This window comes from Pseudonocardia thermophila (assembly GCF_900142365.1).
In the GTDB taxonomy this organism is placed as follows: domain Bacteria; phylum Actinomycetota; class Actinomycetes; order Mycobacteriales; family Pseudonocardiaceae; genus Pseudonocardia; species Pseudonocardia thermophila.
On sequence record NZ_FRAP01000016.1, the window covers coordinates 78,153 to 103,211 of the forward strand.

Here is a 25,059-nt window from a genome sequence, read left to right on the forward strand (position 1 = left end):
GGCTGCCGGGGCAGCCCTCGTGGGACGGGTCAGCCGCTCGCGAGGATCTGCGCCGGGGAACCCAGCGGGACCTCGGTCATGTCGACCAGCAGGAGCGTGGTCGCCTTCTGCTGCTCGTCCTCCTCGTCCGTGTTCTTCTCGTCCGGGTTCTCTGGGTGCGCCGCGTCGGGGGTCGGCGACCGCGGGACGTTCTGCGATCCCCGCACGTTGATCCCGGTCGACGCGGGCTCGGCGCAGTGCGCGTCGGCGTTGACCGGGACCTCGGTGACGTCGGTGCCGGGCCGTTTCGCCGTGCTCTCGTAGCCGCGCACGCACGCGAGCGGGTCGAACACGTTGAGCACCAGCCCGAGGTGCGCGCCGGTTCCGTCGCCCGGGACGGCGGTGAGCACGCCCGCGACCAGCGCCGGGTAGGTGACGAGGACCTGCCGCAGGCCGGGCTGGCGCGGCTCGGCGATGCGGGTGACGGTCAGCAGGTTGGCGATCACCTCGCCGAGCTCGCTGCCGCTCTCGTCGAGCAGCGCGGACAGCTCCTCCGTCGCGGGCGGCGCGTACTGGATCACCCGGCGCAGATCGCCGTCGGACTCCTTCAGCTGCGCGGCGAGCAGCGCCAGGTTCTCGCTGAACCCCCGGAACTGCCCCGAGGTGGCGTTGAGCGTGCGCAGCACCGGGCGGGCGTCCTCGATCAGCGCCGTCGTCTGCGGCAGCGCCTCGACGGCCGCCGCGGTGAACTCCCCGGTGGTGTCGAGCAGCCGCTGCAGCGGCACGCCCGTGTCGGCGAACGCGGTGCCCAGCTCGTCGACGACGAGCTGCAGCCGGTCCAGCGGGACCGACCTCGCCAGGTCGTCGAGGCTCGCCACCAGCTCCTCGACGGGCACCGGGACCTCGACGCGGCCCTCGCTCTCCCGGATGACCGACCCGGCCTGCAGCGTCGGCCCGTCCGCGGTGTCGGGCAGCAGGTCGACGTACTGCTCGCCGATGGCCGACAGGTTGCGCACCTGCGCGGTCACCGACGCCGGGATCGGCGGGGCGGACCGGTCGATGTCCAGCCGCACCTCCACCCCGTCCGGGGTGAGGGCGAGCGGTCCGACCCGCCCGACGCTGACCCCGCGATAGGTCACGTCGGCCCCGGTGAAGATCCCGCCGGAGCGCGACATCTGCAGCGTGACCGGGTAGCTGGTGGCGCCGACGACCGCGCCGAGGTCCGCGAACCGCACGCCGGTGTAGACCACACCGACGACGGCCACCACGAGCAGCGCGATCAGCTGCAGCCGCGTGCGCCGGGTGATCATCCGCCACCTCCGAACAGCCCACCGAACAGGCCACCGCGCCGCTCCGGCTGCGCGTCCTCTTCCTTCTCCTCCTCCGGCTCCTGGCGGTCGGCGGAGGTCGCCGGGCCGCCGCCGAGACCGGGCAGCGCGCCGAGCAGCGGCAGCTCGGGCGCGGTCGGGGCACCCAGGAGCGGGGCGAGCAGTTGCGCGTTGGCGGGCAGCCCGGGCAGCGCCGGCAGGCCACCGTTGAGGATGTTCTTCAGCAGCCCATCGAGGCCGAGGTCGAGGTAGATGTCGGCGTAGAGGTTGGAGAAGTCGCCGGCGAACCCGTCGGCGGCCGCATCGGTGAACGGCGGGCTGGCCAGCACCTCCAGCGAGCGCGGCAGGTTCTGCTCGGCTGCAGCGAGCTGCTCCAGCGTGGGCCGCAGCATCCGCAGATCGGCCAGCAGATCCTCGCGGCTGCGGTCGACCACGTCGAGCGCGACGGTGGACAGCCGGTCGAGCGACTGCAGCATGTCGACCAGCTGCTCGCGCTGCGCCGCCAGCTCCTCGATGCCCGGGCCGAGGTCCTGCAGCGCGTTCTCGATCTTCGGCCGGCCCTCGTCGAGCGTGGCGGCGAGCCGGTTGAGCCCGTCGATGGCGCGGGTGATGTCGCCCTTGCGGCCGTCGAGGGCGCGCACCAGGGTGTCGAGGTTCTCCAGCAGCGACCGGATCTCCGGCTCGTTGCCCTCCAGCGCCTGGTTCAGCTCGACCGCGATCGTGCGGATGTTCCCGACGCCGCCGCCGTCGAGCAGCATCGCGAGCGCGCCGAAGACCTCCTCGACCTCGACGGCCCGCCCGGACCGCTCGATCGGGATCCGCGCCCCGTCGCTCAGCGTGCCGGTCGCGCCCGACGGGGGCGGACCGAGCTGCACGAACTTCTCCCCCAGCAAGCTGGTGGTGCGCACCCGGGCCACGGCGTTGGCGGGCAGCCGCACGTCGCCGTTGACGTCGACGGTGACCAGCGCCCGCCACGTCGCCGGATCGAGCCGGACCTCGCGGACCGAGCCGACCGCCACGTCGGCCACCTTCACCAGCGACTGCGGCACGAGATCGACCACATCGGCGAACTCGACCGTCACCGAGTACGGGCGGTCGCCGAGATCGGCCCCGCCGGGGAGGTCCACCCCGCGCAACCCGCTGGTCAGGACCCCGCAGCCGGAGGTCAGCGCGAGGGCCAGACCGGCGGCGGCCAGGGCCGCGGCGCATCGCCGGATCATGGGTCACCCCCGTCGTCGGCGCCGGCCTCGCCGACGTCCGCGGTGTCGGGTGCGGTGTCGGGTGCGGGGACCGGGGCCGGTGCGGTCCCGCCCGGAGCCGGGTCGGTGGGCAGCGGCATCAGCCCGGGGAACGGCGGCAGCTGCCCGGACTGCAGGCCGGTGATGATCTGCTGCAGGCTCGGCAGCTGGTCGACGAGCGGCAGCTGCTTGCACAGGTTCGCCAGCTCCACCGGCGCGTTCAGGGCGTCGTCGACCAGCTTGCAGACCATGTAGATCGGTGGGTTGGCCAGCTCCTGCAGGTTGGCGCGGGTGTTGAGGGTGCCCGACGAGGCGTCGTAGACGTTCGCCAGGTTGGACAGCGCGGCCGGGGCGAGATCGAGGATCTCGGTGAGCGCCGCCCGCTGCTCCACGAGCACCCGGGTGACCTCGGTGAGCCGGTCGACGTTCGACCTGAGCGCCGCGCGGTTGTCCCGGATGAACACGGTGACGTCGTCGAGCGCGGTGGCCAGGTCGCGCAGTGCCTCCCCCAGCTCTTCGCGCTGATCGGCGAGCACCCCGCTGACGTCGGCGATCCGCTCGTTGAACTCCCGCAGGGTGCGGTCGTTCTCCTTCAGCATCGCGACGAACCTCTGCAGCTCGGTGATCGTGGCGAACAGGTCCTCGCTCGAACCGGAGAGCGTGCTGCCGAGCGCGCCGAGGTCGACGATGGTGCCGTTGATCGCCTGGCCGTTGCCGTCGAGGTTCTCGGCCAGCACCTCGAGCGAGTCGGTGAGCACCCCCTGCTCGTTCAGTCCGCCGGGGCCGAGCGCCTTCGCCAGCTCGGTCGCGGTGCGGGTGAGGTCGTCGACGCCGAGCGGCACCGCGGTGCGCTCGAGCGGGATGACCGCGCCGTCGGTGAGCTCGGGTCCGCCGGTCCAGGCCGGGAACAGCGTCACGTTGCGGCCGGTGACCAGGCTCGGCGACACGATGGCCGCCTTGACGTCGGCGGGCAGCTTCACGTCCGGGTCGGTGATCGTCATGTCGACGCGGACCCGGTCGCCCTCCGGCGTGATCTTGTCGATCGTGCCGATCGGGACGCCCTTCATCTGCACGGCGTTGTCCTCGAACAGCGCCGAGGCGTTCGTGAAGTACGCGGTCACGTGCCGGCCGCTGCCCAGCCTGGCCGCCTGCCACACCCCGACGGCCGCCAGGATCGCGACGACCGCGACCAGTGCGGCGGTGGTGAGCTGCCGCTTGTCCGACACCCATGAGCCGGTCACGACAGATCACATCCCCCCGGGTTGAGGGGGCCGAGGGCCGGGACGGGCAGCAGGCCGCAGATGTAGTTGTCGAACCAGCGGCCGGTCCCGATGGCGTTGTTGAACACCCGGATGAACACGGCCTCCTTCTTGAGCAGCTGGACCAGGTTGTCCTGGTTGCGCTCGAGCACCGCGACGACCTCGTCGAGCGTCTCCAACGTGGGCCGCAGCTGGTCGATGTTGTCCGCGACGAGGCCGGACAGCTGCCGGGAGAGATCACGGATGCCGGTGATCAGCTTCGCGATCGCGTCGCGGCGGGCCTGCAGCTCGGCGAGCAGGAGGTTGCCGTCGGAGAGCAGCGCCTCGATGTCGTCGCGGCGCTCGGCCAGCGTCGTGGCGACGGTGCGGGTGCCCGACAGCAGGGTGCGCAGCTGCTCGTCGCGGCTGGCGATCGTGGTGGACAGCCGGGAGAGCCCGTCGAGCGCGCCGCGGATCTCCGGGGCGGTGCCGCGGAAGGTGTCCGACAGCGTCTGCAGGCTCTGCGCGAGCTGCTCGGTGTCGATCGCGTCGATCGTCTCGGAGAGCCCGTCGAAGGCCTCGACGACGTCGAACGGGGTGACCGTGCGGTCGACGCCCCACGGATGGTCGGGGTCCTGCTCGCGCTCACCCTGCGGGTCGAGTGCGAGGTACTTGGCCCCGAGCAGGGTGCGGATCTCGATGGAGGCGATCGTGCGGTCGCCGATCCACGCGTCGTGCACCCGGAAGTCGACCACCACCTGACCGTCCACCAGGGACACGTCGGTGACCCGGCCCACCTCGACGCCCGCGATCGTGACCTGGTCGCCGGCCTGCAGCCCGGCGGCGTCGGTGAAGTAGGCGGTGTAGGTGGTGCCGCCGGAGAACAGCGCCTTGCCGTTGAAGGCCAGCAGGACGACGAGCAGGATCGCCAGCACGCCACCGACGGCCGTCGGGACCGGAGGGAGCCGGTGGGTGATCGGGTCGGTCAACTCGCACCTCCCACCGCGGGCAGCGGGAGATCGGACCGGGGCTGCGTCAGCTCGTCGGCGACCGGGCGGTCGTGGTGGTCCTCGGCGTGGTGATCACCGCCGTGATCGTCGTCGCCGTACTCGGCGCCGGGCACGGGCCACGGCGGGCCGATCTCCAGGTCGTCGCCGAGGCCGTCGGGATCGGACCCGCACCGCTCGGCAGTGGTGAAGTCGGGCAGCTCGATCTTCTGCGGCGGGACGATCGGGCTCACCCCGACCGTCAGCGAGGCACCGCACAGGTAGAAGTTGAACCAGCTGCCGTAGGAACCGGCCCGCGCGATCTTGTTCAGCTTGTACGGGGCGAACTGCAGGTAGTGCTCGATCACCGGCTCGCCCTCGTGCAGCTCGCCGGCGAGGGCGCCGAGCGCGGCGATGTCGGCCTGCAGCGCCGGCCGCCCCTCCTCCAGCAACCCGGCAGTGGTGACGGCGAGATCGCCGATCGAGCTGATCGCCTCCCCGATCGGCTCGCGGTCCTCGGCGAGGCCGGCGACGAGCTCGCGCAGCCCGACGATGAGGTCGTTCAGCTGGTCGTTGCGCTCGGTGACGCTCTCCAGCACCCCGCTCAGGTTGTCGATCAGCTCTCCGATGACCGCGTCCTTGTCGGCCAGTGTCTTCGTCAGCGACGCGGTGGAGGCCAACAGGCTCTCGATCGTGCCGCCCTGGCCCTGCAGCACCTGGATGACCTCGTCGGCGAGCGTGTTGACCTGCTCGGGATCCAGCGCCTGGAACAGCGGGCGGAACCCGTTGAACAGCTCGGTGAGGTTGAGCGGCCCCCGGGTGCACGCCTCGGAGATCACTGCGCCCGCCGCCAGGGTCGCCGGAGCGGCGGGATCGCACGGCCCCGGTTCCTGCGAGAGCGCCAGGAACCGCTGCCCGATCAGGTTCTTGTAGAGCACGGCGGCCCGCGTGGTGGCCGGCAGCTGCAACGAGGAGTCGATCTCGAAGTCGACCTCCGCCACGCGCTTGTCGACGATCTCGATGTCGGTCACGCTGCCCACGACGACCCCGGCGATGCGCACGTCGTCGCCGGGCAGCAGACCGGTGACGTCCGCGAACCGGGCCGAGTACGCCGCGCGGTCCCCGCCTTGGGCGTTCGCGATCGTGAGCCCCAGGACGGTGGTGGCCGCCGTGGTGACCACCGCGAAGACGAGGAACTTGACCAGCGGGGCGACGGGGACGCGGCTCATGCCATCGTCACCTCCGTCCCGCGGTAGAGCGGCCCGACGAGGTAGGTGCTCCAGCCGGGCACGGAGCTGCTCGGGCGGCCCTGCTGCGCTGCGATCAGGGAGTTGACGACCGCGCGCTCACCGGGCGAGTTCGCCACCCCCATGTCGATGGTCCGCGCGTTCGGCCCCCCGGCCAGCGCGTTGGCCTTGACCAGGTACCAGCTGCTCGAGCCGTCGTAGGTGCCGTAGGTGTCGACGCCGAAGGCCTCCGGGTCGCCCTTCGGCTGCGGGCTCTCCGGCGGCGGGGGCACGGCCCCGTCGCGGAACGGGCCGTCCGGCGCGTACTGCGGGAAGTTCTCCTCGTCGTACGGTGGCGGCAGTGCCTCCGGGTAGCAGCGCGGGCCGCGGTCGTCGGTGAACTCGGGCAGGTCGTCGGGGTTGACGTACTTGCCGCGGTCACCGGTGGTGATCTCGATCGTGACGTGGATGCCCGGCTTGCCCGCGTTCACCGAGTTCGACCGGCCGAAGACCTCGTCGCCGCGCGGGATCACCGACACGAGGTTCTCGAAGAAGCAGGGGAACTCGGGCGCGTAGCGGGCCAGCGTCTCCAGCGTGGACCGGGAGGTGACGACCAGGCGGATGACGTTCTCGCCGTTGGCGTCGAGGAACGCGTGCAGATCGTCCGACGCGCTGATCACCGAGCGGTAGACCTCGCGCAGGTTCTCGGCCTGGTCGACGATCGTGCCCGCCGGCACGGTGAGGTCGTCGAGCGCAGCGAGCAGATCGGGGGCGGTGTCGGCGGCGGTCTCGGAGAGCGTGGCCAGCTCGCGCAGGTCGTCCTGCAGCGCCGGGACGGCCGGGGTGATCCCCTCGACCAGCGCGTTCAGCGCGACGAGGGTCTCCCCCAGCTGCGCGCCGCGGCCCTCCAGGCCCATCGCGATCGCACCGAGGGTGCTCTTGAGCTCGTCCGGCTGGACGGCGGTGAGCACCGGCTCCAGGTCGTCGAGGGCGGTGTCGACCTCGCGGGCGGTGCTGCTGCGGTCCTGCCCGATGACGTCCCCGGCGACGAGCGGCCGCGGGCTGGGGTCGGCGGGCGGCTCCAGTGCGACGTACTTCTCGCCGAACAGCGTCTTCGGCAACAGCCGCGCGGTGACGTTCTGCGGGATCTGGTCGATCTTGTCGGCGTCGATGCTGAGCAGGATGTCGGCGCCGTCACCGGTGGAGGTGATCGACTCGACGCGGCCCACGACCATGCCGCGGACCTTGACGTCGGCGTGTTCGCCGAGCTGGCTGCCGGCGTGGCCGGCCTTGAGCAGCACGGGCACACCGCTGCGGAACGCGCCGGCGTAGTGGGCGACGGCGAGCCCGAGCAGCAGCGCCACCACCCCGATGAACGCGAGGCCCTGCAGGGCGCGCTCCGGGGTCCTCATCCGGCCACGCTCACCGTCGTCGAGGTGCCGTACAGGACCAGCGTCAGGAAGAAGTCCAGGATCGCCGTCGACACGATCGACAGGCGGACCGCGCGGCCGACCGCGGCGCCCACGCCGGCCGGGCCGCCCTTGGCCCGGTAGCCGTAGTGGCAGTGGATCAGGATGATCACCGAGGCGAAGACGACGACCTTGACGTAGGAGTAGAGGACGTCGATCGGCGGCAGGAACAGGTCGAAGTAGTGGTCGTACGTGCCGCCGGGCAGCCCGTTGATCAGCGTGACGTTGAGCCGGGCCGCCGCGAAGCTCGCGAGCAGGCCGATCGTGTAGATCGGGATGACCGCGACGATCCCGGCGATCACCCGGGTCGTGACCAGGTACGGCACCGACGGCACCGCCATGACCTCCAGCGCGTCGATCTCCTCGGAGATCCGCATCGCGCCCAGCTGGGCGGTGAAGCCCGCGCCGAGGGTGGCGGTCAGCGCCGCCGCGGCGACCAGCGGTGCGATGTCGCGGGTGTTGAAGTACGCGGTGATGAAGCCGGTGAGTGCCTCGACGCCGAGCGAGTCGAGGGCCCGGAAGCCCTGCAGCCCGACCAGCGAGCCGACGAACAGCGACAGCGCCGCCATCACGCCCGCGGTGCCGAGGATGACGATGAGCGCGCCGGAGCCGAAGCTCACCTCGGCGAGCAGCCGCAGGATCTCCTTCGAGTAACGGGTGAGGGCGCGCGGGATCCAGGCGATCGCGCGGACGTAGAGCGAGACCTGGTCGCCCAGCTCCTCGAGCTGGGCGATCGGTGCCTGGGCGATCCGGCGGGCGCGGCCCGTGGACAGCAGCGCCATCGCTTCAGCTCCCCTTCGGCGGGACGATCTGCAGGTACAGGGCCGTGATCACGAGGTTGATCAGGAAGACGAGCACGAACGAGATGACGACCGCCTGGTTCACCGCGTCGCCGACGCCCTTCGCGCCCGGCGGCGGGTTGAGCCCGCGGTAGGCGGCCACGACACCGGCGGCCAGCCCGAACAGCACGGCCTTGAGCTCGCTCACGAGGATGTCGCTGACCTGCGCGATCGCGGAGAAGCTCGCGATGTACGCGCCCGGGGTGCCGCCCTGGACGACGACGTTGAAGTAGTACCCGCCCGCGACGCCGACGACGGTCGCCAGGCCGTTGAGGACGACCGCGGTGGTGGCCATCGCCAGCACCCGCGGCACCACCAGCCGCTGGATCGGCGAGATGCCCAGCACCTCCATGGCGGCGATCTCCTCGCGGATGGTGCGCGCGCCGAGATCGGCGCAGACCGCGCTGCCGCCCGCACCGGAGATCAGCAGCGCCGTGACGATCGGGGCGGCCTGCTGCACGATCGCGAGCACCGACCCGGCGCCGGTCTGGCTCTGCGCCCCGAACTGGCGGGTCAGCTCGGCCAGCAGCAGCGCGATCGTGGCGCCGAACGGGATCGTGAACAGCGCGGTGGGCAGCGCGGAGACCTTCGTGACGAACCAGGTCTGCTCGATGTACTCGCGCCACTGGAACGGACCCTTGACGGTCATCCGGGCGATCTCGAGGGCGAGCAGGAAGAACTTGCCGACCGGGGTCAGTGCCCGGGTGACGATGGTGGGAGCGCTCATCGGCCGGCCGCCTCAGATCCGGTGCCGGCCGGGCTGCGGCGGCTCGCCGCCGTCGACCGGGTTCAACCGCTCGGTGGGACCGTCGGCGTAACCGGAGGGATACGCGGCGACGGGTGTTCGCCCCGCCCGGCGCTCGGCCTGCGCGGTCGCCTCACGACTGGCGCGGATCGCGTCCTGGGCAGCCTTCGGCAGCGTGTGCATGATCGCGTCGACGCGGGCCTGGCGCCGGGCGACCGCCTTGCGTTCCGGGAGCCCGGGGCTGGGCACGAGCTGCGGTTTCAGCGGGGGCACGCCCTCCAGCTCGCCGGGGATCTCGGCCATCTCCCGCTCGGCCTGCGCGGAGTCCTTCTCCTCCGACATCCCGATCGGACCCTGCCGGCGGCCGTTGAGGAACTGGCTGACCACTGGGTCGTCGGAGGTCAGCAGCACCTCCCGCGGCCCGAACATCGCCAGGTGGCGCCGGTAGAGCATCCCGATGTTGTCCGGCACCGTCTGCGCGGAGTTGATGTCGTGGGTGACGATCAGGAACGTCGCGTCGGTCTGCGCGTTCAGGTCGATGATCAGCTGGTTCAGATAGGCCGTGCGGACCGGGTCGAGGCCGGAGTCGGGCTCGTCGAACAGGATGATCTCCGGCTCCAGCACCATGGCCCTGGCGAGCCCGGCGCGCTTGCGCATCCCGCCGGAGATCTCGCCGGGCAGCTTGTGCTCGCTGCCCTCGAGCCCGACGAGGTGCATCTTCTCCATGACGATGTCGCGGATCGCCGCCTCGGACAGCTTCGTGTGCTCGCGCAGCGGGAAGGCGATGTTGTCGTAGACGGTCATCGAGCCGAACAGCGCGCCGTCCTGGAACAACACCCCGAACAGCTTGCGCAGCTCGTACAGCCGGGACTCGCTGCAGCGCACCAGATCGGTCTCGTGGATGAAGATCGAGCCGCGGTCCGGCTTCAGCAGCCCGATGAGCGTCTTGAGGAAGACCGACTTGCCGGTGCCGGACGGTCCGAGCAGCACGCTGATCTCACCGGGGGGCAGGGTCAGCGTCACATCCGACCAGATGTTCGCCCGGCCGAAGGACTTGGTCAGCCCTTCGACCCTGACCTCCACCCCCACCGGCGGTCCCCCTCCTCGTCGGATCGCGGACCGGCGGCAGCGCATGCACTGATCAGCGGACGGCCGTCGGCCCACAACGGCTCAACGACGTCTGGTGAGCTGAGTTACTCAACAGTGAGACTCCAGCCTCATATTGCTCCGAAAGGAGGTTGTAGCCAGGCCTGGACAGACCGGAAAGGCCTAGCGGCCCATGGCCCGAACGTAGCTGGAGATCACGCTCGGGACACGATCGTGTGACCACCGTCAGGACGGGGGACGTGGCGCAGGACGAGCACGTGGTAGTCCTCGAGGTGCATCCGCAGCAGCGACGGGTCCGGCGGGTGATGGATCTGCTGGAAGCCCACGAGGATCGACATCCCGAGCGACGCGAGCCGCGCCGCGTCGGCCCGGTCGCGCACGGCCCCGGCGAGCACGTCCTCCAGCGCGGCGCGGCGGCGCTCGTCGACCCGCCGCTGGGCGAGGCCCACCTCCGGGTCGAGCGCCGCCCAGTTGCGGATCGCGGCTTCCGCGGCGTGCGGCAGCGACACGGCGAACCGGCGGAGCACGTCCAGGCGTTCGACGGGATCGTCGGTGACCGACTCGGTCACCTCGACGACCTTGGCCGTCTGCTCGACCTCCCAGTGGGCGAGCAGCCCCCGCACGAACCTCGACCAGCCGTCGAAGTGGTGGTAGAAGGAGCCGCTGGTGACGCCCAGCCGCGCACACAGCGTGGCGATCTTCAGCTCGGCGGGCCCGTGCTCGGCGAGCAACTGCATCGCGACCGCGTAGTACTGCTCGGGTCCCACCTGGACCCCCGATCGCCGGCCCATCAGAACAGCTTCGCTCCCGTCGTCTCCTGCTCCGTACGAACGTGGTCATCCTCACCCCGCCGGGCCGTTCGCGGCCACCTCGCAGATCCGACGAACGGCTGGGCCGGGTGGTCCTGGACGGATGCAGCCCCGAGCGGGCCGTGCGCTTCCTCACGCCGCTGCCGCTGTCGCCCGCCGACCGGCTCGCCGTCGCGTCAGGCAACGCCGACGAGCTGATGGGGCTCAAAGCCGTGACGTAGGTTCCTCCGCGGCATCGGCCCGTGGAGAGGAACCGTCGATGAAGCTGGGGCTTGCCCTGGGCAACTGGGCGCGGGACCGGACCCGAGGACCGACGAGCTCGTCGCGACCGCGGAGGACCTCGGGTTCGACTCGCTCTGGACGGCCGAGGCGTACGGCTCGGACGCCTTCACCCCGCTGGCCTGGTACGGCGCCCGCACCAAGCGGATCAAGCTCGGCACCTCGGTCGCGCAGATGTCGGCCCGCACCCCGACCGCCACCGCGATGGCGGCGATGACGCTCGACCACCTCTCCGGTGGCCGGGTGGTGCTGGGTATCGGCGCGTCCGGGCCGCAGGTCGTCGAGGGCTGGTACGGGCAGCCGTACCCGAAGCCGCTGGCCCGCACCCGCGAGTACATGGAGATCCTGCGGGCGACGATCGCCCGGGAGCGCGTGACGTCGCCGGGGCCGCACTACCCGATCCCCTACCCGGGCGGGACCGGGCTGGGCGAGCCGCTGCGCACCACGATCCACCCGCTGCGCACCCACCTGCCGATCCTGCTCGCCGCGGAAGGCCCGAAGAACGTCGCGCTGGCCGCCGAGATCGCCGACGGCTGGCAGCCGCTGTTCTACGCGCCGCGCCACGACGCGCACTACCGGGCGGCGCTGGCGGAGGGCTTCGCGCGCCGCGGCGGCCGGCCCGCCGGCTTCGAGGTGGTCTGCATGGTGCAGATGGTCGTCGACGACGACGTGGAGGGGGCCGCCGACCAGCAGGTGCGCCCGATGCTCGCGCTCTACATCGGCGGGATGGGCGCGAAGGGCGCGAACTTCCACTACGACGTGTTCGCGCGCATGGGTTACGAGGACGACTGCGCCCGGATCCAGGAGCTGTACCTGGGCGGGCGCAAGGATGAGGCGACGGCGGCGGTGCCGCTGGAGCTGGTGGAGCAGGTCGCGCTGGTGGGTCGAAGGAGAAGATCGCCGAGGAGCTGCCGGTGTGGCGGGACTCGCTGGTCACGACCATGGTCGTGGGCGGCTCACCGCAGACCCTGCGGCTGGCGGCCGAGCTGGTCAGCTGATCACGGCCCGGAGGGCGCGGACAACCGGGCCACGAGCTCGGCCGTGTAGGCGTCGAGCCGGGCCGCAGCCCCCGGATCGAGCGTCGGGAAGTCGAGCGGCAGCTCCTCTAGGCGGTCAACCGCCGTGAGCGGCGCGGACGGCGGGGCGTCGATCCACTCGACGATCGGGCGGACCGACTCCTCGACCGGCCGCGCGGCGACCCGCGCCGCGGCCTTGAGCAACCCGCGCACCAGCGGGTTCGGGTGGGCGTCGAGTCCGCTGCGGGTGAAGCCGGGGTGGTAGAGGACGTAACGGGTCCTCCGACGGCGGGCGGCGTGCGCGACCCCGAGCAGATCGTTCGCGCGGCCGGCCTGCAGCTGAGCCTTGACCAACCCGTAGCCGCGGGTCAGCTGCGGATCGTCCCAGTGGATCGCGCCGGCCCGGTTGCCGACACCGGCGACGTTGACGATCACCGGTTGCGGAGCGGCCTCCAGCTGCTCGGCCAGCAGCTCGCCGAGGAGGTAGCGGCTCAGGTAGTAGAGCGCGAACGTGTACTCCAGGCCCTCCGGCGTCTCCCGGCGGGTGGGCTGGGGCCGGTTCGCGAACAGGGCGAGCGCGTCGACCGGCCCGGTGATCTCCGCAGCGACCCGGCGGACCTCCGCCACCGACGACAGATCCGCCGCCAGGAACCGCGCGCCGGGCACGGCGGCGGCCTTCGCCGGATCGGACCCGATCACGATCACCCGGTCGCCACGGGCGACCCGGGCCAGCGCCGTAGCGCGGCCCATCCCGTTCGTCCCTCCGGTGATCACGACGGTCTTCGGCACCTGGGTCCTCCTACGCTCGGGGCGAGACCATCGTGGGAGGACGCTTGCCCGGCCCGGTAGAAGGCACTTCGATGTCCGCTGCGCACACCGATGTACCCTCCGTACTCGCGCACGAGCTGCCGCGGCCGGTACCGGCGGCGGAGTTCGCGGCGTGCCCCGTCACCGAGGTGTTCCGGCGGGTCGGGGACAAGTGGTCGATGCTCGTCGTGATCGTTTTGGGCCAGCGGCCGCACCGGTACAACGAGCTGCACCGCGCGATCGAGGGGATCAGCCAGCGGATGCTGACCCGGACGCTGCGGGGGTTGGAGGCCGACGGGCTGGTGGATCGGACGGTGGCGGCGACGGTGCCGCCCTCCGTGTCGTACTCGCTGACGCCGTTGGGCCGGAGTCTGCTGGAGCCGTTGTCGGCGTTGGCCGATTGGGCGGTCGCGCACGCTGGTGCCTTCGGACGTCGGGCCTGACCTCGCGTCGCTGGTCGCGTTTCGCACGCGCGTCGGGATGCGCGGTCACACTCCTCGTCCTCATCGAGGCCCTGCTCACCAAGGGCAGCCGGCTACCCGCGGGGATCCCCGGACACAGCCCCGGGCCGCTCGCCCTGCGAGGGGACAACGACGGGCGCAGGACCTACCGGCGCATCCTCATCCGCGACGGCAGCATCATCGGCGGCGACTCCACCCAACGCACCTTCTCCACCGTGCTCACCGACCTGACAACCACCCGCGGGGGCGGCCGGTGCGCCGCCCCGTACTGCGACGCCCCGGCACACACATCGACCACGTCACAGCGCGGCGCAACGGCGGCCGAACAGAGTTCACCAACGGCACAGGGCTGTCCGCGTTCCACAACTGACTGAAGGAGATCCGCGACCGCACCACCAGCCACCCACCGAGCCGAGCACCGCGACCACGCCACCGGGACACCGCAACAGCCCGAACCGGGGCCGGTCCACACGACCTGCGCGCTCCGACACCGAGCCGGGTTGACCGAGCGAGGTACCGAACACTGCGCGATGAACCATCGCGGCAACGGCACCACAAGCAGTCGACCACGTCCACGACCAGCGGGAAGGCACGCAGAACGAGTTCCCAGCCGAGTGACCGCCAACGCAACCGCACTATCCGAGAAATCCACCCGCCCAACGGGCACCCGCTGCGGAGAACAACCACGGTGCCAACGCGCGGACGGAACAGGGCCACCCCGCCGAGCCGAGCGTCGGATCAGCTGCGCGAAACCCATCCGAACTGACGACCATCAGACAACCGCCGCCAACACCGCCTGGTCCTCCGCGTGGAAGGTCTCTTCGAGCTCCTCCGGAGCGGCGTCGCGGTCGATGACCCGCACATCGGCACCGCGCGCCGACTCGATCGCGCCCAGGCGGCGGCCGACCTTGTCCATCGCGTACTCGGCCATCTCGTTGATGTCGATGCCGAAGGGGCGCTCCTCGCCCTCGCGGCCGCCGATGACGACTCCCATCGCCGGGACCAGCAGCTCCTGCATGCGCTCATCGACGACGTCCCACAGGGAGTCGTCGGCGGCGACGTGGCGGCGGCAGGTGAAGGTGCCCCATGCCATGTGGCGGCGCTCGTCGCCACCGATGTGCTTGATCACCTGCTGCATGCCGGGCAGGATGCCGCGGCTGGCGCACACCGTGGACCAGGCGAAGTAGCCGGTCAGGGCGAGCGTGCCCTCGACGATGTGGTTGTAGGTCACCGACGCGCGGATCTGGTTGCGCGGCGACGGGTCCTCGGCCAGCGCGTAGAGGCTCTCCGGGAGGTGCTTGGTGAAGATCTCCAGGTAGGCCGGGTTCTCCTCCACGTGCGCGTGGAGATCGTCGGTGAGGCCGACGGCGTCGAACCAGCGGCGGAACGCCTCGGTGTGCTTGGCCTCCTCGAAGACGAACTGGGTCAGGTACACCTCGTCGGCGAAGCGGCCCTCCGCGGCCATCGCGGCGACGAACGGCTGCAGGTCCTGAGTCACCGACTCCTCACCGGCCATGAACTGCGCGGCCAGCGAGCAGGTCCACCAGCGCTCGAGATCGGTCATCTCGGCGACGTCGCGGGCGTCCTGGGTGAAGTCGATGTCGGCGGGGTTCCAGTGCTTGGCGTTGCCCTCGGCGAACAGCCGCATCGGGAACGAGTCGACGTCCAGCCCGCCCCTGCTGAGCGAGGCGAACCCGGTGCGCCTGCCGTGCGCGATCGTCGGTCGGGACATCGTCGTCCTCCTGCGAGTCGGGTCAGAAGCGGATCAGGCCGCGGATGTTGCGACCGGTGCGCATGTCCTCGTAGCCCTGGTTGACCTGCTCCAGGGTGTACTCGCGGGTGATCAGCTCGGCGAGCTTGAGCTGGCCGAGGTTCGCCAGCTCCAGCAGGCGCGGCACGTCGTGCTGGCCGTTCGAGCTGCCGAAGAGCGAACCGCGCACCTGCTTCTCGTAGAGGGTGAGGTCGAGCAACGACAGGCTCGCGGTCAGCCTTGCCGAGCGCGGTGACGATGACCCGGCCCTTCTTGCCGACCAGCTGCAGCGCCGGCTGCAGGTGCGCGCCCTCGGCGATGCCGGTGGTCAGGATCGCGGCGTCGGCGAGCTGGCCGCGGGTGAGCTCGGAGACGACGCCCCACGCCTCGTCCATGTCCGCCGCGACGTGCGTGGCGCCCAGCTCCAGCGCCTTCTCTCGCTTGAACCGCACCGGGTCGACGGCGACGACGTAGCGGCAGCCGGCGATCCGCGCACCCTGGATCGCGTTGGCACCGATCCCGCCGACACCGATGATCACGGCGGTGTCGCCCGCGCGCAGCTCGGCGCTGCGCACCGCGGAGCCGAACCCGGTGGTCACACCGCAGCCGACGAGCACAGCCACGTGCAGCGGGAACCCCTCATCGATCTTCACGACCGACTTCACCGGCACCACCGTGTGCCGCGCGAACGTGCCGAGCAGGCACATCTGGCCGATGTCCTCGCCGCGGGCGTGGAAGCGGTAGGTGCCGTCGAGCTGCGGGCCGAGCGTGGCGCCCGCGCCGTCGTTGCACAGGTTCGTGTAGCCGCGCACGCAGTAGCTGCACCGCCCGCAGGCCGGCAGGAACGTCATCACCACCGGATCGCCCACCTCGACCTCGGTGACGCCCGGGCCGACCTCGACGATCCGGCCGGCGCCCTCGTGCCCGCCGACCATCGGGTAGGCGACGGGCAGATCGCCGGTCACGAGGTGCTCGTCGGAGTGGCAGAGCCCGCTCGCGGCCAGCTCCACCAGCACCTCACCGGCCGCGGGTGGGTCGAGCTCGACCTCCTCGACCTCCCACTTCCCGCCCAGCTCCCAGAGCACCGCCGCCGTGGTCTTCATGCGCACAGCATGGCGTGGTGCGCGCTCCGACACAGCGGCCCGGTCGTTCCGCCGATGGCCCACCGGTGCCACGCCGACCGCCCGGGTGACAGGCGTCATCGCTGTCGATGCACCAGCAGTCCGAACCGATGACCACCGGCACTGCCGGTTCCGCCCGGAGCTGGGCCAGTCTCGAAGCATGACCAGCGACGTCCTGCCCACCGAGCGCCCGGTCGGGGTGCCCTACCACCGCGTCCTCGCCGACGGGGAGCGCCGCATCGGCCGCGGCATCGCCGCGCTGGCGCTGCTGCTCGGCGGTCTGCTGGGGTTCGCAGGCGCTCTGGGCGCGCTGGGGGCCGCGATCGACGCGGCGCTCGGCCGGACGAGCATCGTCACGGGCGGCACCGAGTTCACGCCGGTGCTGCAGGCCTCGACGCTGCTCCCGGTGGCGCTGCTCCTGCCGTGGAGCATGCTGATCCAGCGCTGGCTCTACGGGGTGCGCGGCGCCTCGCTGCACTCGGTCGCCTACCGGTTCCGGTTCGACGTGTTCGGTCGCGCGCTGTTCGTCGTGGGGCCGATCTGGGTGGTCTACATCACCGCGCTGGTGCTGCTGTCCCCGTCCGGTCAGGCCGCATGGGCGGTGGCCGATCTGCTCGCGATGTTCGTCGTGGTGCTGCTGCTGACCCCGCTCCAGGCCGCCGCGGAGGAGTACGGCTTCCGCGGGCTCGCCTTCCGGGTCGCCGCGAGCTGGGGCCGCGGGCCGCGCACCGCGCTCGCCCTCGGGGTGGGTGTGTCGAGCCTGCTGTTCGCGCTCGTCCACTTCTCCACCGACCCGTGGCTGAACCTCTACTACCTCACGTTCGGCGTCTCCCTCGCGCTGATCACGTGGCGCACGGGCGGGGTGGAGACGGCGGTCGTGATCCACGCGGTGAACAACACGCTGCTGTTCCTGCTGGCCCTGGTCTTGCACGCCGATCTCACCGACGCGTTCGACCGCTCGGCGGGCGCAGGTTCGATCGGCATGCTCGTGCCGTGCGCGGTGCTGGCCGCGACGACCGCGGTGGTGTGGTTGCGCACCCGCGGCCGCGGCCCCGCGCTGACCGCGTGATCAGGCGGCCGGCACCGGCAGCTCCAGGTGAGCGATGAGTCCGCCGCCGTCCCGCGGGTGCAGTGTGAGCCGGCCCTGCATCGCCTCCACCAGCCGCTCGACGATCCACAGCCCGAGCCCAGCGGTGCCGCGCCGCTCCCCCAGCGCCACGCCCTTCTCGGTGACCAAGCCCTCCTGGCCGGGTGGGAGCCCGGGCCCGCGGTCGCGCACCTCGACGACGAGCAGCTCGTCGGAGTACCGCAGGTCCAGCTCGACGGGTGCGTCGCCGGAGTGGCGCGCCGCGTTCTCCACGAGGTTGGTGAGCAGTCGCCGCAGCCGCTGCGGATCGGTGCGCACGGTCGCGTCGGCGGGCTCGACGCACATCGTCCGGCGCTGCGGTGCCACCCCGGCCGCGTCCACGACGGCCTCGGCGAGCTCGGCCAGCCGCACCGGCCGCTCCCGCACCCGCCCGATCGGGCTGCCACTGGTGACGGCGACGTCGGCGAGCCCGTCGAGCATGTCGCGCAGGTGCACGGCGTGCTGGGCGAGCAGCGTGACGGCGGTGCACCGCGCCGGTTCCGACAGCCGGCCAGCGGCGAGATCGGCCGACAGCGCGGTCAGCGATGCGACCGGGGTGCGGAACTCGTGCAGCACCACCCGCACCCCGTCCATCCGGGCCTGCTGTGCCTGGAAGAGCCGCTCGCGCAGGTCCCGCTCCGCCATCAGCGCCTCGTGCTCGGCGGCGGCCCGGGCGCGGGCGGTGGCGGCCGCGGCGGCCTGCCGCTCCAGCAGCTTCACCAGCACCCCGACGAGCACGGCGGCGGCGACCAGGAAGCCGGTCCACCACGCGCCGGCGAACCAGGCGTCGCGCGGATGGGTGCCGGGATCCGCACCGAGCACCGCCGCGGCGGTGAACCCGATCCCGACGACGAGTGCGGCGAGCCGCCCGATCACCGCCCCACCCCGGACGGCCGCGGCGATCACGACGAGCGGCAGCGCCGCGACCATGATGCTGTCCGCGCCGCCGGTCAGCCCGCAGCCGACGAGCACCAGCACCGAATCGATGCCGGTCGCGACCGCGGGCGGGAGCAGCCGCCGGCCCTGCCGGTCCGCGACCGCGAGGGCCAGCGCGTAGCCGAACGTGACCGCGACGAGCGTGGCCACGACGACGATCCGGCCGTGGGCCAACTCGGGGTCGATCAGCAGCGCGAGCCCCACGGACACCACCACGAGCAGCCGGATCACCTCGGCCGTGCGCTCCTCCAGCGACTCGAGCGCGGCGCGCTCGTCCGTGGTCATGCGGGGAAGCTAGCGGTGACCGCTAGCGTTACGCCCGTGCGGGACGGCCGGTACGCGGTGGTCATCGTGGACGACCACGCGCTCTTCGCGCAGGGTCTCGCGCTGCTGCTCGAGTCGCGCGCGGGCGACACGTTCACCGTCGCCGGCTCGACGACCGCGGGCGAGGAGGCGGTGGCGCTGGTCGGCCGGGAGGCCGCCGACATCGCGATCGTCGACCTGGCGCTGCCGCCGTTGGGCGGGGTGGAGACGATCCAGCGGATCGTCTCCACCTACCCGGCGACGAAGGTGCTCGCCCTCTCCGGCACCGACGACCTGGACCTCGCGGCTGCGGCGCTGCGCGCGGGCGCGGCGGGGTTCCTCGGCAAGTCCGCCGACCCGGACGTGCTCGTCGCCCCGCTGCTCGCGATCGCCTCGGGCGTGCGGGTGGTGTGCGCCGACCTGATGGACGCGCTGCTCGCCGCGAGCGACCGCACCGGCGACGGCCGCCTCGCCCGCCTCGACGAGCGCGATCTGCAGCTGTGGCGGCTACTCGCGCGCGGATTGGACACGACCGAGATCGCCCGGCCGATGCTCGTCAGCGAGCGCACGGCGAAGCGCATGATCGCGTCGCTGCTGCACAAGATCGGCGCGGCGAACCGCATCGAGGCGGCGGCGATGGCCGGCCGGTACGGGCTGCTCGACGACTGAGCGGTCCGCGCGGGCCGAGAGTGGCCCGATCGAGTCGTCGCCACGACCGCCCCGGTGCGCCAGACTCCCCTGATCAGGACCGATCCGAAGGAGCGCGCGACGTGGCGGTGTTCAGCGACGAGCAAGAGGTCTACCGGTTCCTGGGCGGGGTGTTCCGCATCGGGATGGCTGATCCCGAGCTGGTGGCGAAGCTCAAGCCGACCGGCATCGTCCTGCGGATCACCTACACCGACCCGGACGCGGTGCTGACCGTCGACTTCGGCAACGCCGAGCTGCACGAAGGGGCGGGCACGGGGCCCGCCCCCGACGTGGAGCTGTTCATGTCGGCCGACACCGGCAACCGCTTCTGGCTGGGCAAGGTGGTGTTGCCGGTGGCGCTGGCGAGGGGTGAGGTGCGGGCGAAGGGTCCGGTCGCCAAGGTCCTCAAGCTGCTGCCGCTGGCGAAGGGCCTGTCCGAGCCCTACAGGCAGTTGCTGGCGGACGCCGGGCGGGCAGACCTGATCAACGCGTGATCACTGGCTGAGCCGGGTCCGGCGACGGGTGCCGAGCGACCCTGCCTGGCCCACGACCCGGGTCTCCCACAGCCGGCGCACGGCCGCGGCCAGCCTGGTGAGGTCACCGCGCAGGGTCGGTCCCCGCTGGGCAGGTGCCTCTCCCGGGCGGGACCAGCGGCTGTCGACGCCGTACCGCGGAGCGGCGATGGCGATGAGGACGAGAACGGCCAGAAGGACGAGTGGCATCTCCATAGCCTCGATTGTCCGGTAGATTGGCCTCTTACAAGGTAGCCAATTGGACAAAGGTGGATTCAGGTGGCCATCGACCACGAGATCGAGCAGCGCATCGGCGCGCGCAGCTTCGCCCGTCTGCTCGGTGCTTGGCGGCCACCGGAGGGTCGCGGCCTGGCTGCCGCGCTCGCCGACCGGATCCGCCTACTGGTGCTGGACGGCCGCCTCCCCCTGCACACCCGGGTGCCAGCCGAGCGCGAACTCGCCGATGTGCTCGACGTCAGCCGCACGACGGTCGCCGCGGCGTACGAATCGCTGCGCGCCGACGGCGTGCTGCAGAGCAGGCGCGGCTCCGGGAGCTGGACCCAGCTGCCCAGGAACAGCCCCGGCCTGCGCCCGCAGCCGTTCGCGCCCAGCTCGGACCAGTCGATGTACGACCTGGCCATGTGCGCGCTGCCGTACCCGACCGACGAGCTGCGACCGATGATCGCCGAGGCCACCCGCGATCTCGACGCCCACCTGGCCGGCCTCGGCTACGAGCTGGACGGCGTGCCGGAGCTGCGGGCGGCGATCGCGGACCGCTACACCGAGCGCGGTCTGCCCACCACCCCGGACCAGATCCTCGTCACCCCGGGCGCGCAGGGGGCGCTGGCGCTGATCGTCGCGGCGCTCACCTCCCCCGGCGACCGCGTGCTCGTCGAGCACCCCACCTACCCGAACGCGCTCGGGGCGATCACCAATCGGGGCGCGCGGCCGGTGCCGGTGCCGCTGGTGCCCAGCGAGGACGGGTCGGCCACGTGGGACCTCGAGCTCGGCACGGCCGCGGTGCGCGACGCCGCACCGCGCCTGATGTACCTGATCCCGGACTGCCAGAACCCCACGGGCGCCGTGCTCGACTCCGCGGGGCGCGAGCGGGTCGTCGACCTGGCCCGGCGCACCAGCACGCCGGTGATCGTGGACGAAACGCTCACCGAGCTGTGGTTCGAAGAGCCACCACCCCCGCCGGTGGCGGCGCACGGTGCGGTCGACTCACCGCTCGTGCTGACGATCGGCTCGGTCAGCAAACCCTTCTGGGGTGGGCTGCGGGTCGGCTGGATCCGCACCTCGGCCCCGATGGTGCGCCGGCTGTCCGCCTTCCGGGCGACGACCGATCTCGGCAGCCCGGTCTTCGAGCAGTTGCTCACGGCGCGGCTCATGACCCGCGTCGAGGAGACGGCGGCGGCGCGCCGCGTCGAGCTCCGGGCTGCCTGCGCCCGGGCGACCGAACGGATCGCGCAGCTGTTCCCAACGTGGCGAGTGGGCCGCCCGCGCGGTGGCATGTGCCACTGGGTCGATCTCGGCTCGCCGGACTCGAGCCGGCTGGTCATCGCTGCCCGCCGGCGCGACGTCCTGCTGGCCGCCGGGCCGCGGTTCGGGGTCGACGGCGCGTTCGAGCGCTACCTGCGGGTGCCGTTCGTGCTGCGGCCGGATCGGATGGACGAGGCCCTGCAGCGCATGGCGGCTGCGTGGGCGGAGCTGGACCGCGTCGAACCAGCCACCGAACCCGGCGAGTGCTCCGTGGCGTGATCGCGGGAAACGGTCAATACTGACCGCGAACCGAACGCGCGACAGGAGGTCGGAACACGTGGCACGCACTGGCCCGCTCGCGGGTCTCAAGGTCGTCGAACTGGCCGGCTTGGGCCCGGCCCCGCACGCAGCGATGGTCCTCGCCGACCTCGGCGCCGACGTGGTGCGGATCGACCGCCCCGGCGCTCTCCAGCTCAGCGACCCGTCGGCCGATCCGCTGCTGCGCGGGCGCCGCCGCGTCGAGGCCAACCTCAAGGAACCCGAGGGCCGCGAGACCGTGCTGCGGCTCGTCGAGAAGGCCGATGTGTTCATGGAGGGCTACCGCCCCGGCGTGACCGAGCGGCTGGGCGTCGGTCCCGCCGACTGCCACGCCCGCAATCCCCGCCTCGTCTACGCCCGCATGACCGGATGGGGTCAGGACGGCCCGCTGGCGCAGCGGGCGGGGCACGACATCAACTACATCGCCCTCACCGGTGCGCTGCACGCGATCGGGCGGGCAGGCGAGCGGCCGACGGTGCCGCTGAACCTCGTCGGCGACTTCGGCGGCGGCTCGATGCTGCTGGTCGTCGGCATCCTCGCCGCCGCGTGGGAGGCGCAGCGCTCCGGGCAGGGGCAGGTCGTCGACGCGGCCATGGTCGACGGGGCGAGCGTGCTGGTGCAGATGGTGTGGGGCTTCCTCGGCCAGGGCCTGTGGCGCGACGAGCGGGAGACCAACCTGCTCGACGGGCACGCGCCGTTCTACGACACCTACACGTGCGCCGACGGCAAGCACGTCGCCGTGGGCGCGATCGAGCCGCAGTTCTACGCCGCGCTCCTGGAGGGCCTGGGCCTCGCCGACGCCGGGCTGCCCGACCAGATGGACCAGAAGGCGTGGCCGGAGATCAAGAAGCGGTTCGCCGAGGTGTTCGCCTCTCGCACGCGTGACGAGTGGGCGAAGGTCTTCGAGGGCACCGACGCCTGCGTGACCCCGGTGCTCGCGTTCGGCGAGGTCGCCGCGCACCCGCACATGGCCGCGCGGGGCACGATCGTCGAGCGCGGCGGGATCCCGCAGGCCGCGCCCGCCCCGCGGTTCTCCCGCACCACCACGTCCGTCCCGGGCGGCCCGGCCGATCCGGAGCCGGTCGAGTCGGTACTCGCCGACTGGTCCTGAGACGCGCGACGGCCCCGCACCATCCGGTGCGGGGCCGTCGCGAGGACGTACGCGATGCTCAGGCGGGCTCGTCCACCAGCAGGTTGCGCGTGCGGTTCGGGTCGACCGGGATGCCCGGACCCGTCGTGGTGGAGATGGTGATCTTCTTGATGTAGCGCCCCTTGGCCGCGGCCGGCTTGGCCCGCAGCACCTCCTCCAGGGCGGCGCCGTAGTTCTCCACCAGCTTCTCGGTGTCGAACGACGCCTTGCCGATCACCAGGTGCAGGTTGGCCTGCTTGTCGACGCGGAAGTTGATCTTCCCGCCCTTGATGTCGTTGACGGCCTTGGCCACGTCCATGGTCACGGTGCCGGTCTTCGGGTTCGGCATCAGACCACGGGGACCGAGGATGCGGGCGATGCGCCCGACCTTGGCCATCTGGTCCGGGGTGGCGATGGCGGCGTCGAAGTCCAGCCACCCACCCTGGATGCGCTCGACCAGGTCGTCGGAGCCCACGGCGTCGGCGCCGGCGGCCTCGGCCTCGGCGGCCTTCTCACCGGTGGCGAACACGACGACGCGAGCGGTCTTGCCCGTGCCGTGCGGCAGGTTCACGGTGCCCCGGACCATCTGGTCGGACTTGCGGGGATCCACGCCGAGCCGCATCGCGACCTCGACCGTGGCGTCCATGTTCTTGCTGGAAGTCTCCTTCGCCAGGGCGGCCGCCTCCAGCGGGCTGTAGAGCCGGCTGCGGTCGACCTTCGCGGCCGCCTCGCGGTAGACCTTGCTGCGCTTCGGCATTGCTGTTCCTTCGATCCGGACAGTCGTGGTACGAGCCGCGCCCGACTCTCCCACTCGTGTTGGTTGGTCGGTCAGGCCGTGACCGTGATGCCCATCGACCGGGCCGTGCCCTCGATGATCTTCGTGGCGGCCTCGACGTCGTTGGCGTTGAGGTCACGCATCTTGGTCTCGGCGATCTGCCGGACCTGGTCCCGCGTGACGGTCGCGACCTTCTTGCTGTGCGGCTCGCCGCTGCCCTTCTCGACACCGGCGGCCTTCAGCAGCAGCTTCGCCGCGGGCGGGGTCTTGAGCTCGAAGGTGAACGAGCGGTCCTCGTACACCGAGATCTCGACCGGAACGACGTCGCCCCGCTGCGACTCGGTGGCCGCGTTGTAGGCCTTGCAGAACTCCATGATGTTGACGCCGTGCTGACCGAGCGCCGGGCCCACGGGAGGCGCAGGCGTGGCAGCACCCGCCTTGATCTGGAGCTTGATGATCGCGGAGAGCTTCCGCTTCTTGGGAGGCATCGCTGTTGTCCTCTGTCTCTACACGTCCCGCCGCGGACCTGCCGTGCCGCGGCGACGATCTCAGATCTTCGAGACCTGACTGAACGCCAGCTCGACCGGCGTCTCGCGCCCGAAGATCGACACGAGCACCTTGAGCTTCTGGGCGTCCACGTTGACCTCGCTGATCGTGGCCGGGAGCGTGGCGAACGGCCCGTCCATGACGGTGACCGACTCGCCGACCTCGAAGTCGACCTCGACGGTCGGCTTGCCGGGCGCACCCGTCTCCGCCTCGGCCTTGGCGCCGGCAGGAGCCTGCTTGGCCTGCACCTTCGGCAGCAGGAACTTGATCACGTCGTCGTGGGACAGCGGCGACGGCTTGTTCGTCGCCCCCACGAACCCGGTGACCCCTGGCGTGTTGCGCACGACCGCCCAGGACTGGTCGTTGAGCTCCATCCGCACGAGGATGTAGCCGGGCAGCACCTTCCGCTGGACCTGCTTGCGCTGCCCGTTCTTGATCTCGGTGACCTCTTCGGTGGGCACCTCGACCTGGAAGATGTAGTCCTCGGCGTCCAGGGTCTGGATGCGCGTCTCGAGGTTGGCCTTGACCTTGTTCTCGTAGCCGGCGTAGGAGTGCACGACGTACCACTCGCCGGGGGCGCGGCGCAGGGCTTCGCGCATCTCCTCGACCGGGTCGACGGCCTCCTCAGCGTCTGCCGCAGCAGCGACGGCGTCGTCCTGCTCGTCCTCGTCGTCCTGGGCGCCCGCGTCGTCCACCGTGTCGCCCGCCGTGTCGTCAACGGTGTCGTCGGCGGTCTCGTCAGCGGTGTCGTCGGCGTCCACAGCCTGGTCGTCAGCGGCCTCCTCGACGTCGACCTCGTCGACGTCGGTCGGCCACTGGCCGCCGTCCTGGGATGTCACGTTCTCAC

24 protein-coding genes and 2 pseudogenes are annotated in these 25,059 nt (G+C 71.8%); 8 read left to right on the forward strand and 18 right to left on the reverse strand.

Annotated features, from left to right (window positions below):
- Positions 1 to 29 precede the first annotated feature (29 nt).
- The 10 genes from BUE41_RS20245 to BUE41_RS20290 all read right to left on the reverse strand — a co-directional run bounded on the left by BUE41_RS20245 (position 30) and on the right by BUE41_RS20290 (position 10,946).
- Positions 30 to 1,289 (reverse strand): MCE family protein, encoded by a 1,260-nt coding sequence (locus tag BUE41_RS20245; RefSeq protein ID WP_073458728.1) that lies wholly within the window; start codon positions 1,287 to 1,289, stop codon positions 30 to 32.
- Positions 1,286 to 2,527, reverse strand: coding sequence for an MCE family protein (locus tag BUE41_RS20250; RefSeq protein WP_073458729.1), 1,242 nt, complete (start codon positions 2,525 to 2,527; stop codon positions 1,286 to 1,288). Before BUE41_RS20250 ends, BUE41_RS20245 begins: the two co-directional genes overlap by 4 nt.
- Complete coding sequence (locus tag BUE41_RS20255) at positions 2,524 to 3,786, reverse strand: MCE family protein (RefSeq protein WP_234997441.1); 1,263 nt, start codon at positions 3,784 to 3,786, stop codon at positions 2,524 to 2,526. The genes BUE41_RS20250 and BUE41_RS20255 overlap by 4 nt, the downstream gene beginning before the upstream one ends.
- The gene (locus BUE41_RS20260) at positions 3,783 to 4,772 is read right to left on the reverse strand and encodes an MCE family protein (protein WP_234997442.1); all 990 of its coding nucleotides are present in this window, start codon (positions 4,770 to 4,772) and stop codon (positions 3,783 to 3,785) included. Before BUE41_RS20260 ends, BUE41_RS20255 begins: the two co-directional genes overlap by 4 nt.
- Positions 4,769 to 5,998, reverse strand: coding sequence for an MCE family protein (locus BUE41_RS20265; RefSeq protein WP_073458731.1), 1,230 nt, complete (start codon positions 5,996 to 5,998; stop codon positions 4,769 to 4,771). The genes BUE41_RS20260 and BUE41_RS20265 overlap by 4 nt, the downstream gene beginning before the upstream one ends.
- A complete protein-coding gene (locus BUE41_RS20270; protein ID WP_073458732.1) occupies positions 5,995 to 7,407 on the reverse strand; it encodes an MCE family protein in 1,413 nt (470 codons plus the stop codon). Before BUE41_RS20270 ends, BUE41_RS20265 begins: the two co-directional genes overlap by 4 nt.
- Positions 7,404 to 8,246: an MlaE family ABC transporter permease gene (locus tag BUE41_RS20275; RefSeq protein WP_073458733.1), complete on the reverse strand. Its 843-nt coding sequence runs from the start codon at positions 8,244 to 8,246 to the stop codon at positions 7,404 to 7,406. Before BUE41_RS20275 ends, BUE41_RS20270 begins: the two co-directional genes overlap by 4 nt.
- Positions 8,247 to 8,250: 4 nt before the next feature.
- Complete coding sequence (locus BUE41_RS20280) at positions 8,251 to 9,030, reverse strand: MlaE family ABC transporter permease (RefSeq protein ID WP_073458734.1); 780 nt, start codon at positions 9,028 to 9,030, stop codon at positions 8,251 to 8,253.
- Between the two features lie 12 nt (positions 9,031 to 9,042).
- Complete coding sequence (locus BUE41_RS20285; protein ID WP_200804029.1) at positions 9,043 to 10,137, reverse strand: ABC transporter ATP-binding protein; 1,095 nt, start codon at positions 10,135 to 10,137, stop codon at positions 9,043 to 9,045.
- Positions 10,138 to 10,349: 212 nt separating this feature from the next.
- On the reverse strand, positions 10,350 to 10,946 hold the full coding sequence (locus tag BUE41_RS20290) for a TetR/AcrR family transcriptional regulator (RefSeq protein WP_073458736.1): 597 nt from the start codon (positions 10,944 to 10,946) through the stop codon (positions 10,350 to 10,352).
- 107 nt (positions 10,947 to 11,053) lie between these two features.
- On the opposite strand from BUE41_RS20290, the gene BUE41_RS32470 reads away from it, so the two are divergent.
- Entirely contained in the window at positions 11,054 to 11,185 is a 132-nt protein-coding gene (locus BUE41_RS32470; RefSeq protein WP_268794516.1) for a hypothetical protein, read from the forward strand.
- A 38-nt stretch (positions 11,186 to 11,223) separates the two neighbouring features.
- Positions 11,224 to 12,241: pseudogene (locus tag BUE41_RS20295) on the forward strand (LLM class F420-dependent oxidoreductase).
- Here the strand turns inward: BUE41_RS20295 and BUE41_RS20300 are convergent.
- The gene (locus tag BUE41_RS20300; RefSeq protein ID WP_073458737.1) at positions 12,242 to 13,048 is read right to left on the reverse strand and encodes an SDR family NAD(P)-dependent oxidoreductase; all 807 of its coding nucleotides are present in this window, start codon (positions 13,046 to 13,048) and stop codon (positions 12,242 to 12,244) included. It lies immediately after the preceding pseudogene.
- 71 nt (positions 13,049 to 13,119) lie between these two features.
- Here BUE41_RS20300 and BUE41_RS20305 point away from each other — a divergent pair, with 71 nt between their 5' ends.
- Positions 13,120 to 13,509 (forward strand): winged helix-turn-helix transcriptional regulator, encoded by a 390-nt coding sequence (locus BUE41_RS20305; protein WP_073458738.1) that lies wholly within the window; start codon positions 13,120 to 13,122, stop codon positions 13,507 to 13,509.
- A gap of 790 nt (positions 13,510 to 14,299) precedes the next feature.
- Here the strand turns inward: BUE41_RS20305 and BUE41_RS20310 are convergent.
- On the reverse strand, positions 14,300 to 15,259 hold the full coding sequence (locus BUE41_RS20310) for a R2-like ligand-binding oxidase (RefSeq protein WP_073458739.1): 960 nt from the start codon (positions 15,257 to 15,259) through the stop codon (positions 14,300 to 14,302).
- A gap of 22 nt (positions 15,260 to 15,281) precedes the next feature.
- Positions 15,282 to 16,380 (reverse strand): annotated as a pseudogene (locus BUE41_RS20315) (NDMA-dependent alcohol dehydrogenase).
- Positions 16,381 to 16,558: 178 nt separating this feature from the next.
- On the opposite strand from BUE41_RS20315, the gene BUE41_RS20320 reads away from it, so the two are divergent.
- Entirely contained in the window at positions 16,559 to 17,467 is a 909-nt protein-coding gene (locus tag BUE41_RS20320; RefSeq protein WP_084755464.1) for a CPBP family intramembrane glutamic endopeptidase, read from the forward strand.
- Here BUE41_RS20320 and BUE41_RS20325 read toward each other — a convergent pair whose 3' ends face one another.
- The gene (locus BUE41_RS20325; RefSeq protein WP_073458740.1) at positions 17,468 to 18,745 is read right to left on the reverse strand and encodes a sensor histidine kinase; all 1,278 of its coding nucleotides are present in this window, start codon (positions 18,743 to 18,745) and stop codon (positions 17,468 to 17,470) included.
- A gap of 36 nt (positions 18,746 to 18,781) precedes the next feature.
- On the opposite strand from BUE41_RS20325, the gene BUE41_RS20330 reads away from it, so the two are divergent.
- The gene (locus tag BUE41_RS20330) at positions 18,782 to 19,432 is read left to right on the forward strand and encodes a response regulator transcription factor (protein WP_073458741.1); all 651 of its coding nucleotides are present in this window, start codon (positions 18,782 to 18,784) and stop codon (positions 19,430 to 19,432) included.
- A 101-nt stretch (positions 19,433 to 19,533) separates the two neighbouring features.
- Entirely contained in the window at positions 19,534 to 19,944 is a 411-nt protein-coding gene (locus BUE41_RS20335; RefSeq protein WP_073458742.1) for an SCP2 sterol-binding domain-containing protein, read from the forward strand.
- On the opposite strand, the gene BUE41_RS20340 is transcribed toward BUE41_RS20335, so the two are convergent.
- Positions 19,945 to 20,172 carry a hypothetical protein gene (locus tag BUE41_RS20340; RefSeq protein ID WP_143172264.1) on the reverse strand — a complete coding sequence of 76 codons (228 nt, stop codon included), beginning with the start codon at positions 20,170 to 20,172 and terminating at the stop codon, positions 19,945 to 19,947.
- 69 nt (positions 20,173 to 20,241) lie between these two features.
- Between BUE41_RS20340 and yczR the strand changes: the two genes are divergently transcribed.
- Positions 20,242 to 21,723 (forward strand): MocR-like transcription factor YczR, encoded by a 1,482-nt coding sequence (gene yczR / locus BUE41_RS20345; RefSeq protein WP_200804030.1) that lies wholly within the window; start codon positions 20,242 to 20,244, stop codon positions 21,721 to 21,723.
- A gap of 58 nt (positions 21,724 to 21,781) precedes the next feature.
- Positions 21,782 to 22,873, forward strand: coding sequence for a CaiB/BaiF CoA transferase family protein (locus BUE41_RS20350; RefSeq protein WP_073458744.1), 1,092 nt, complete (start codon positions 21,782 to 21,784; stop codon positions 22,871 to 22,873).
- A gap of 58 nt (positions 22,874 to 22,931) precedes the next feature.
- On the opposite strand, the gene rplA is transcribed toward BUE41_RS20350, so the two are convergent.
- The 3 genes from rplA to nusG form a co-directional block, all read right to left on the reverse strand.
- Positions 22,932 to 23,648, reverse strand: a complete 717-nt coding sequence (gene rplA, locus BUE41_RS20355; RefSeq protein WP_073458745.1) for a 50S ribosomal protein L1 — start codon at positions 23,646 to 23,648, stop codon at positions 22,932 to 22,934.
- Between the two features lie 71 nt (positions 23,649 to 23,719).
- The gene (gene rplK / locus BUE41_RS20360) at positions 23,720 to 24,154 is read right to left on the reverse strand and encodes a 50S ribosomal protein L11 (RefSeq protein ID WP_073458746.1); all 435 of its coding nucleotides are present in this window, start codon (positions 24,152 to 24,154) and stop codon (positions 23,720 to 23,722) included.
- Between the two features lie 60 nt (positions 24,155 to 24,214).
- On the reverse strand, positions 24,215 to 25,051 hold the full coding sequence (gene nusG / locus BUE41_RS20365; RefSeq protein WP_073458825.1) for a transcription termination/antitermination protein NusG: 837 nt from the start codon (positions 25,049 to 25,051) through the stop codon (positions 24,215 to 24,217).
- Between the last annotated feature and the right edge of the window lie 8 nt (positions 25,052 to 25,059).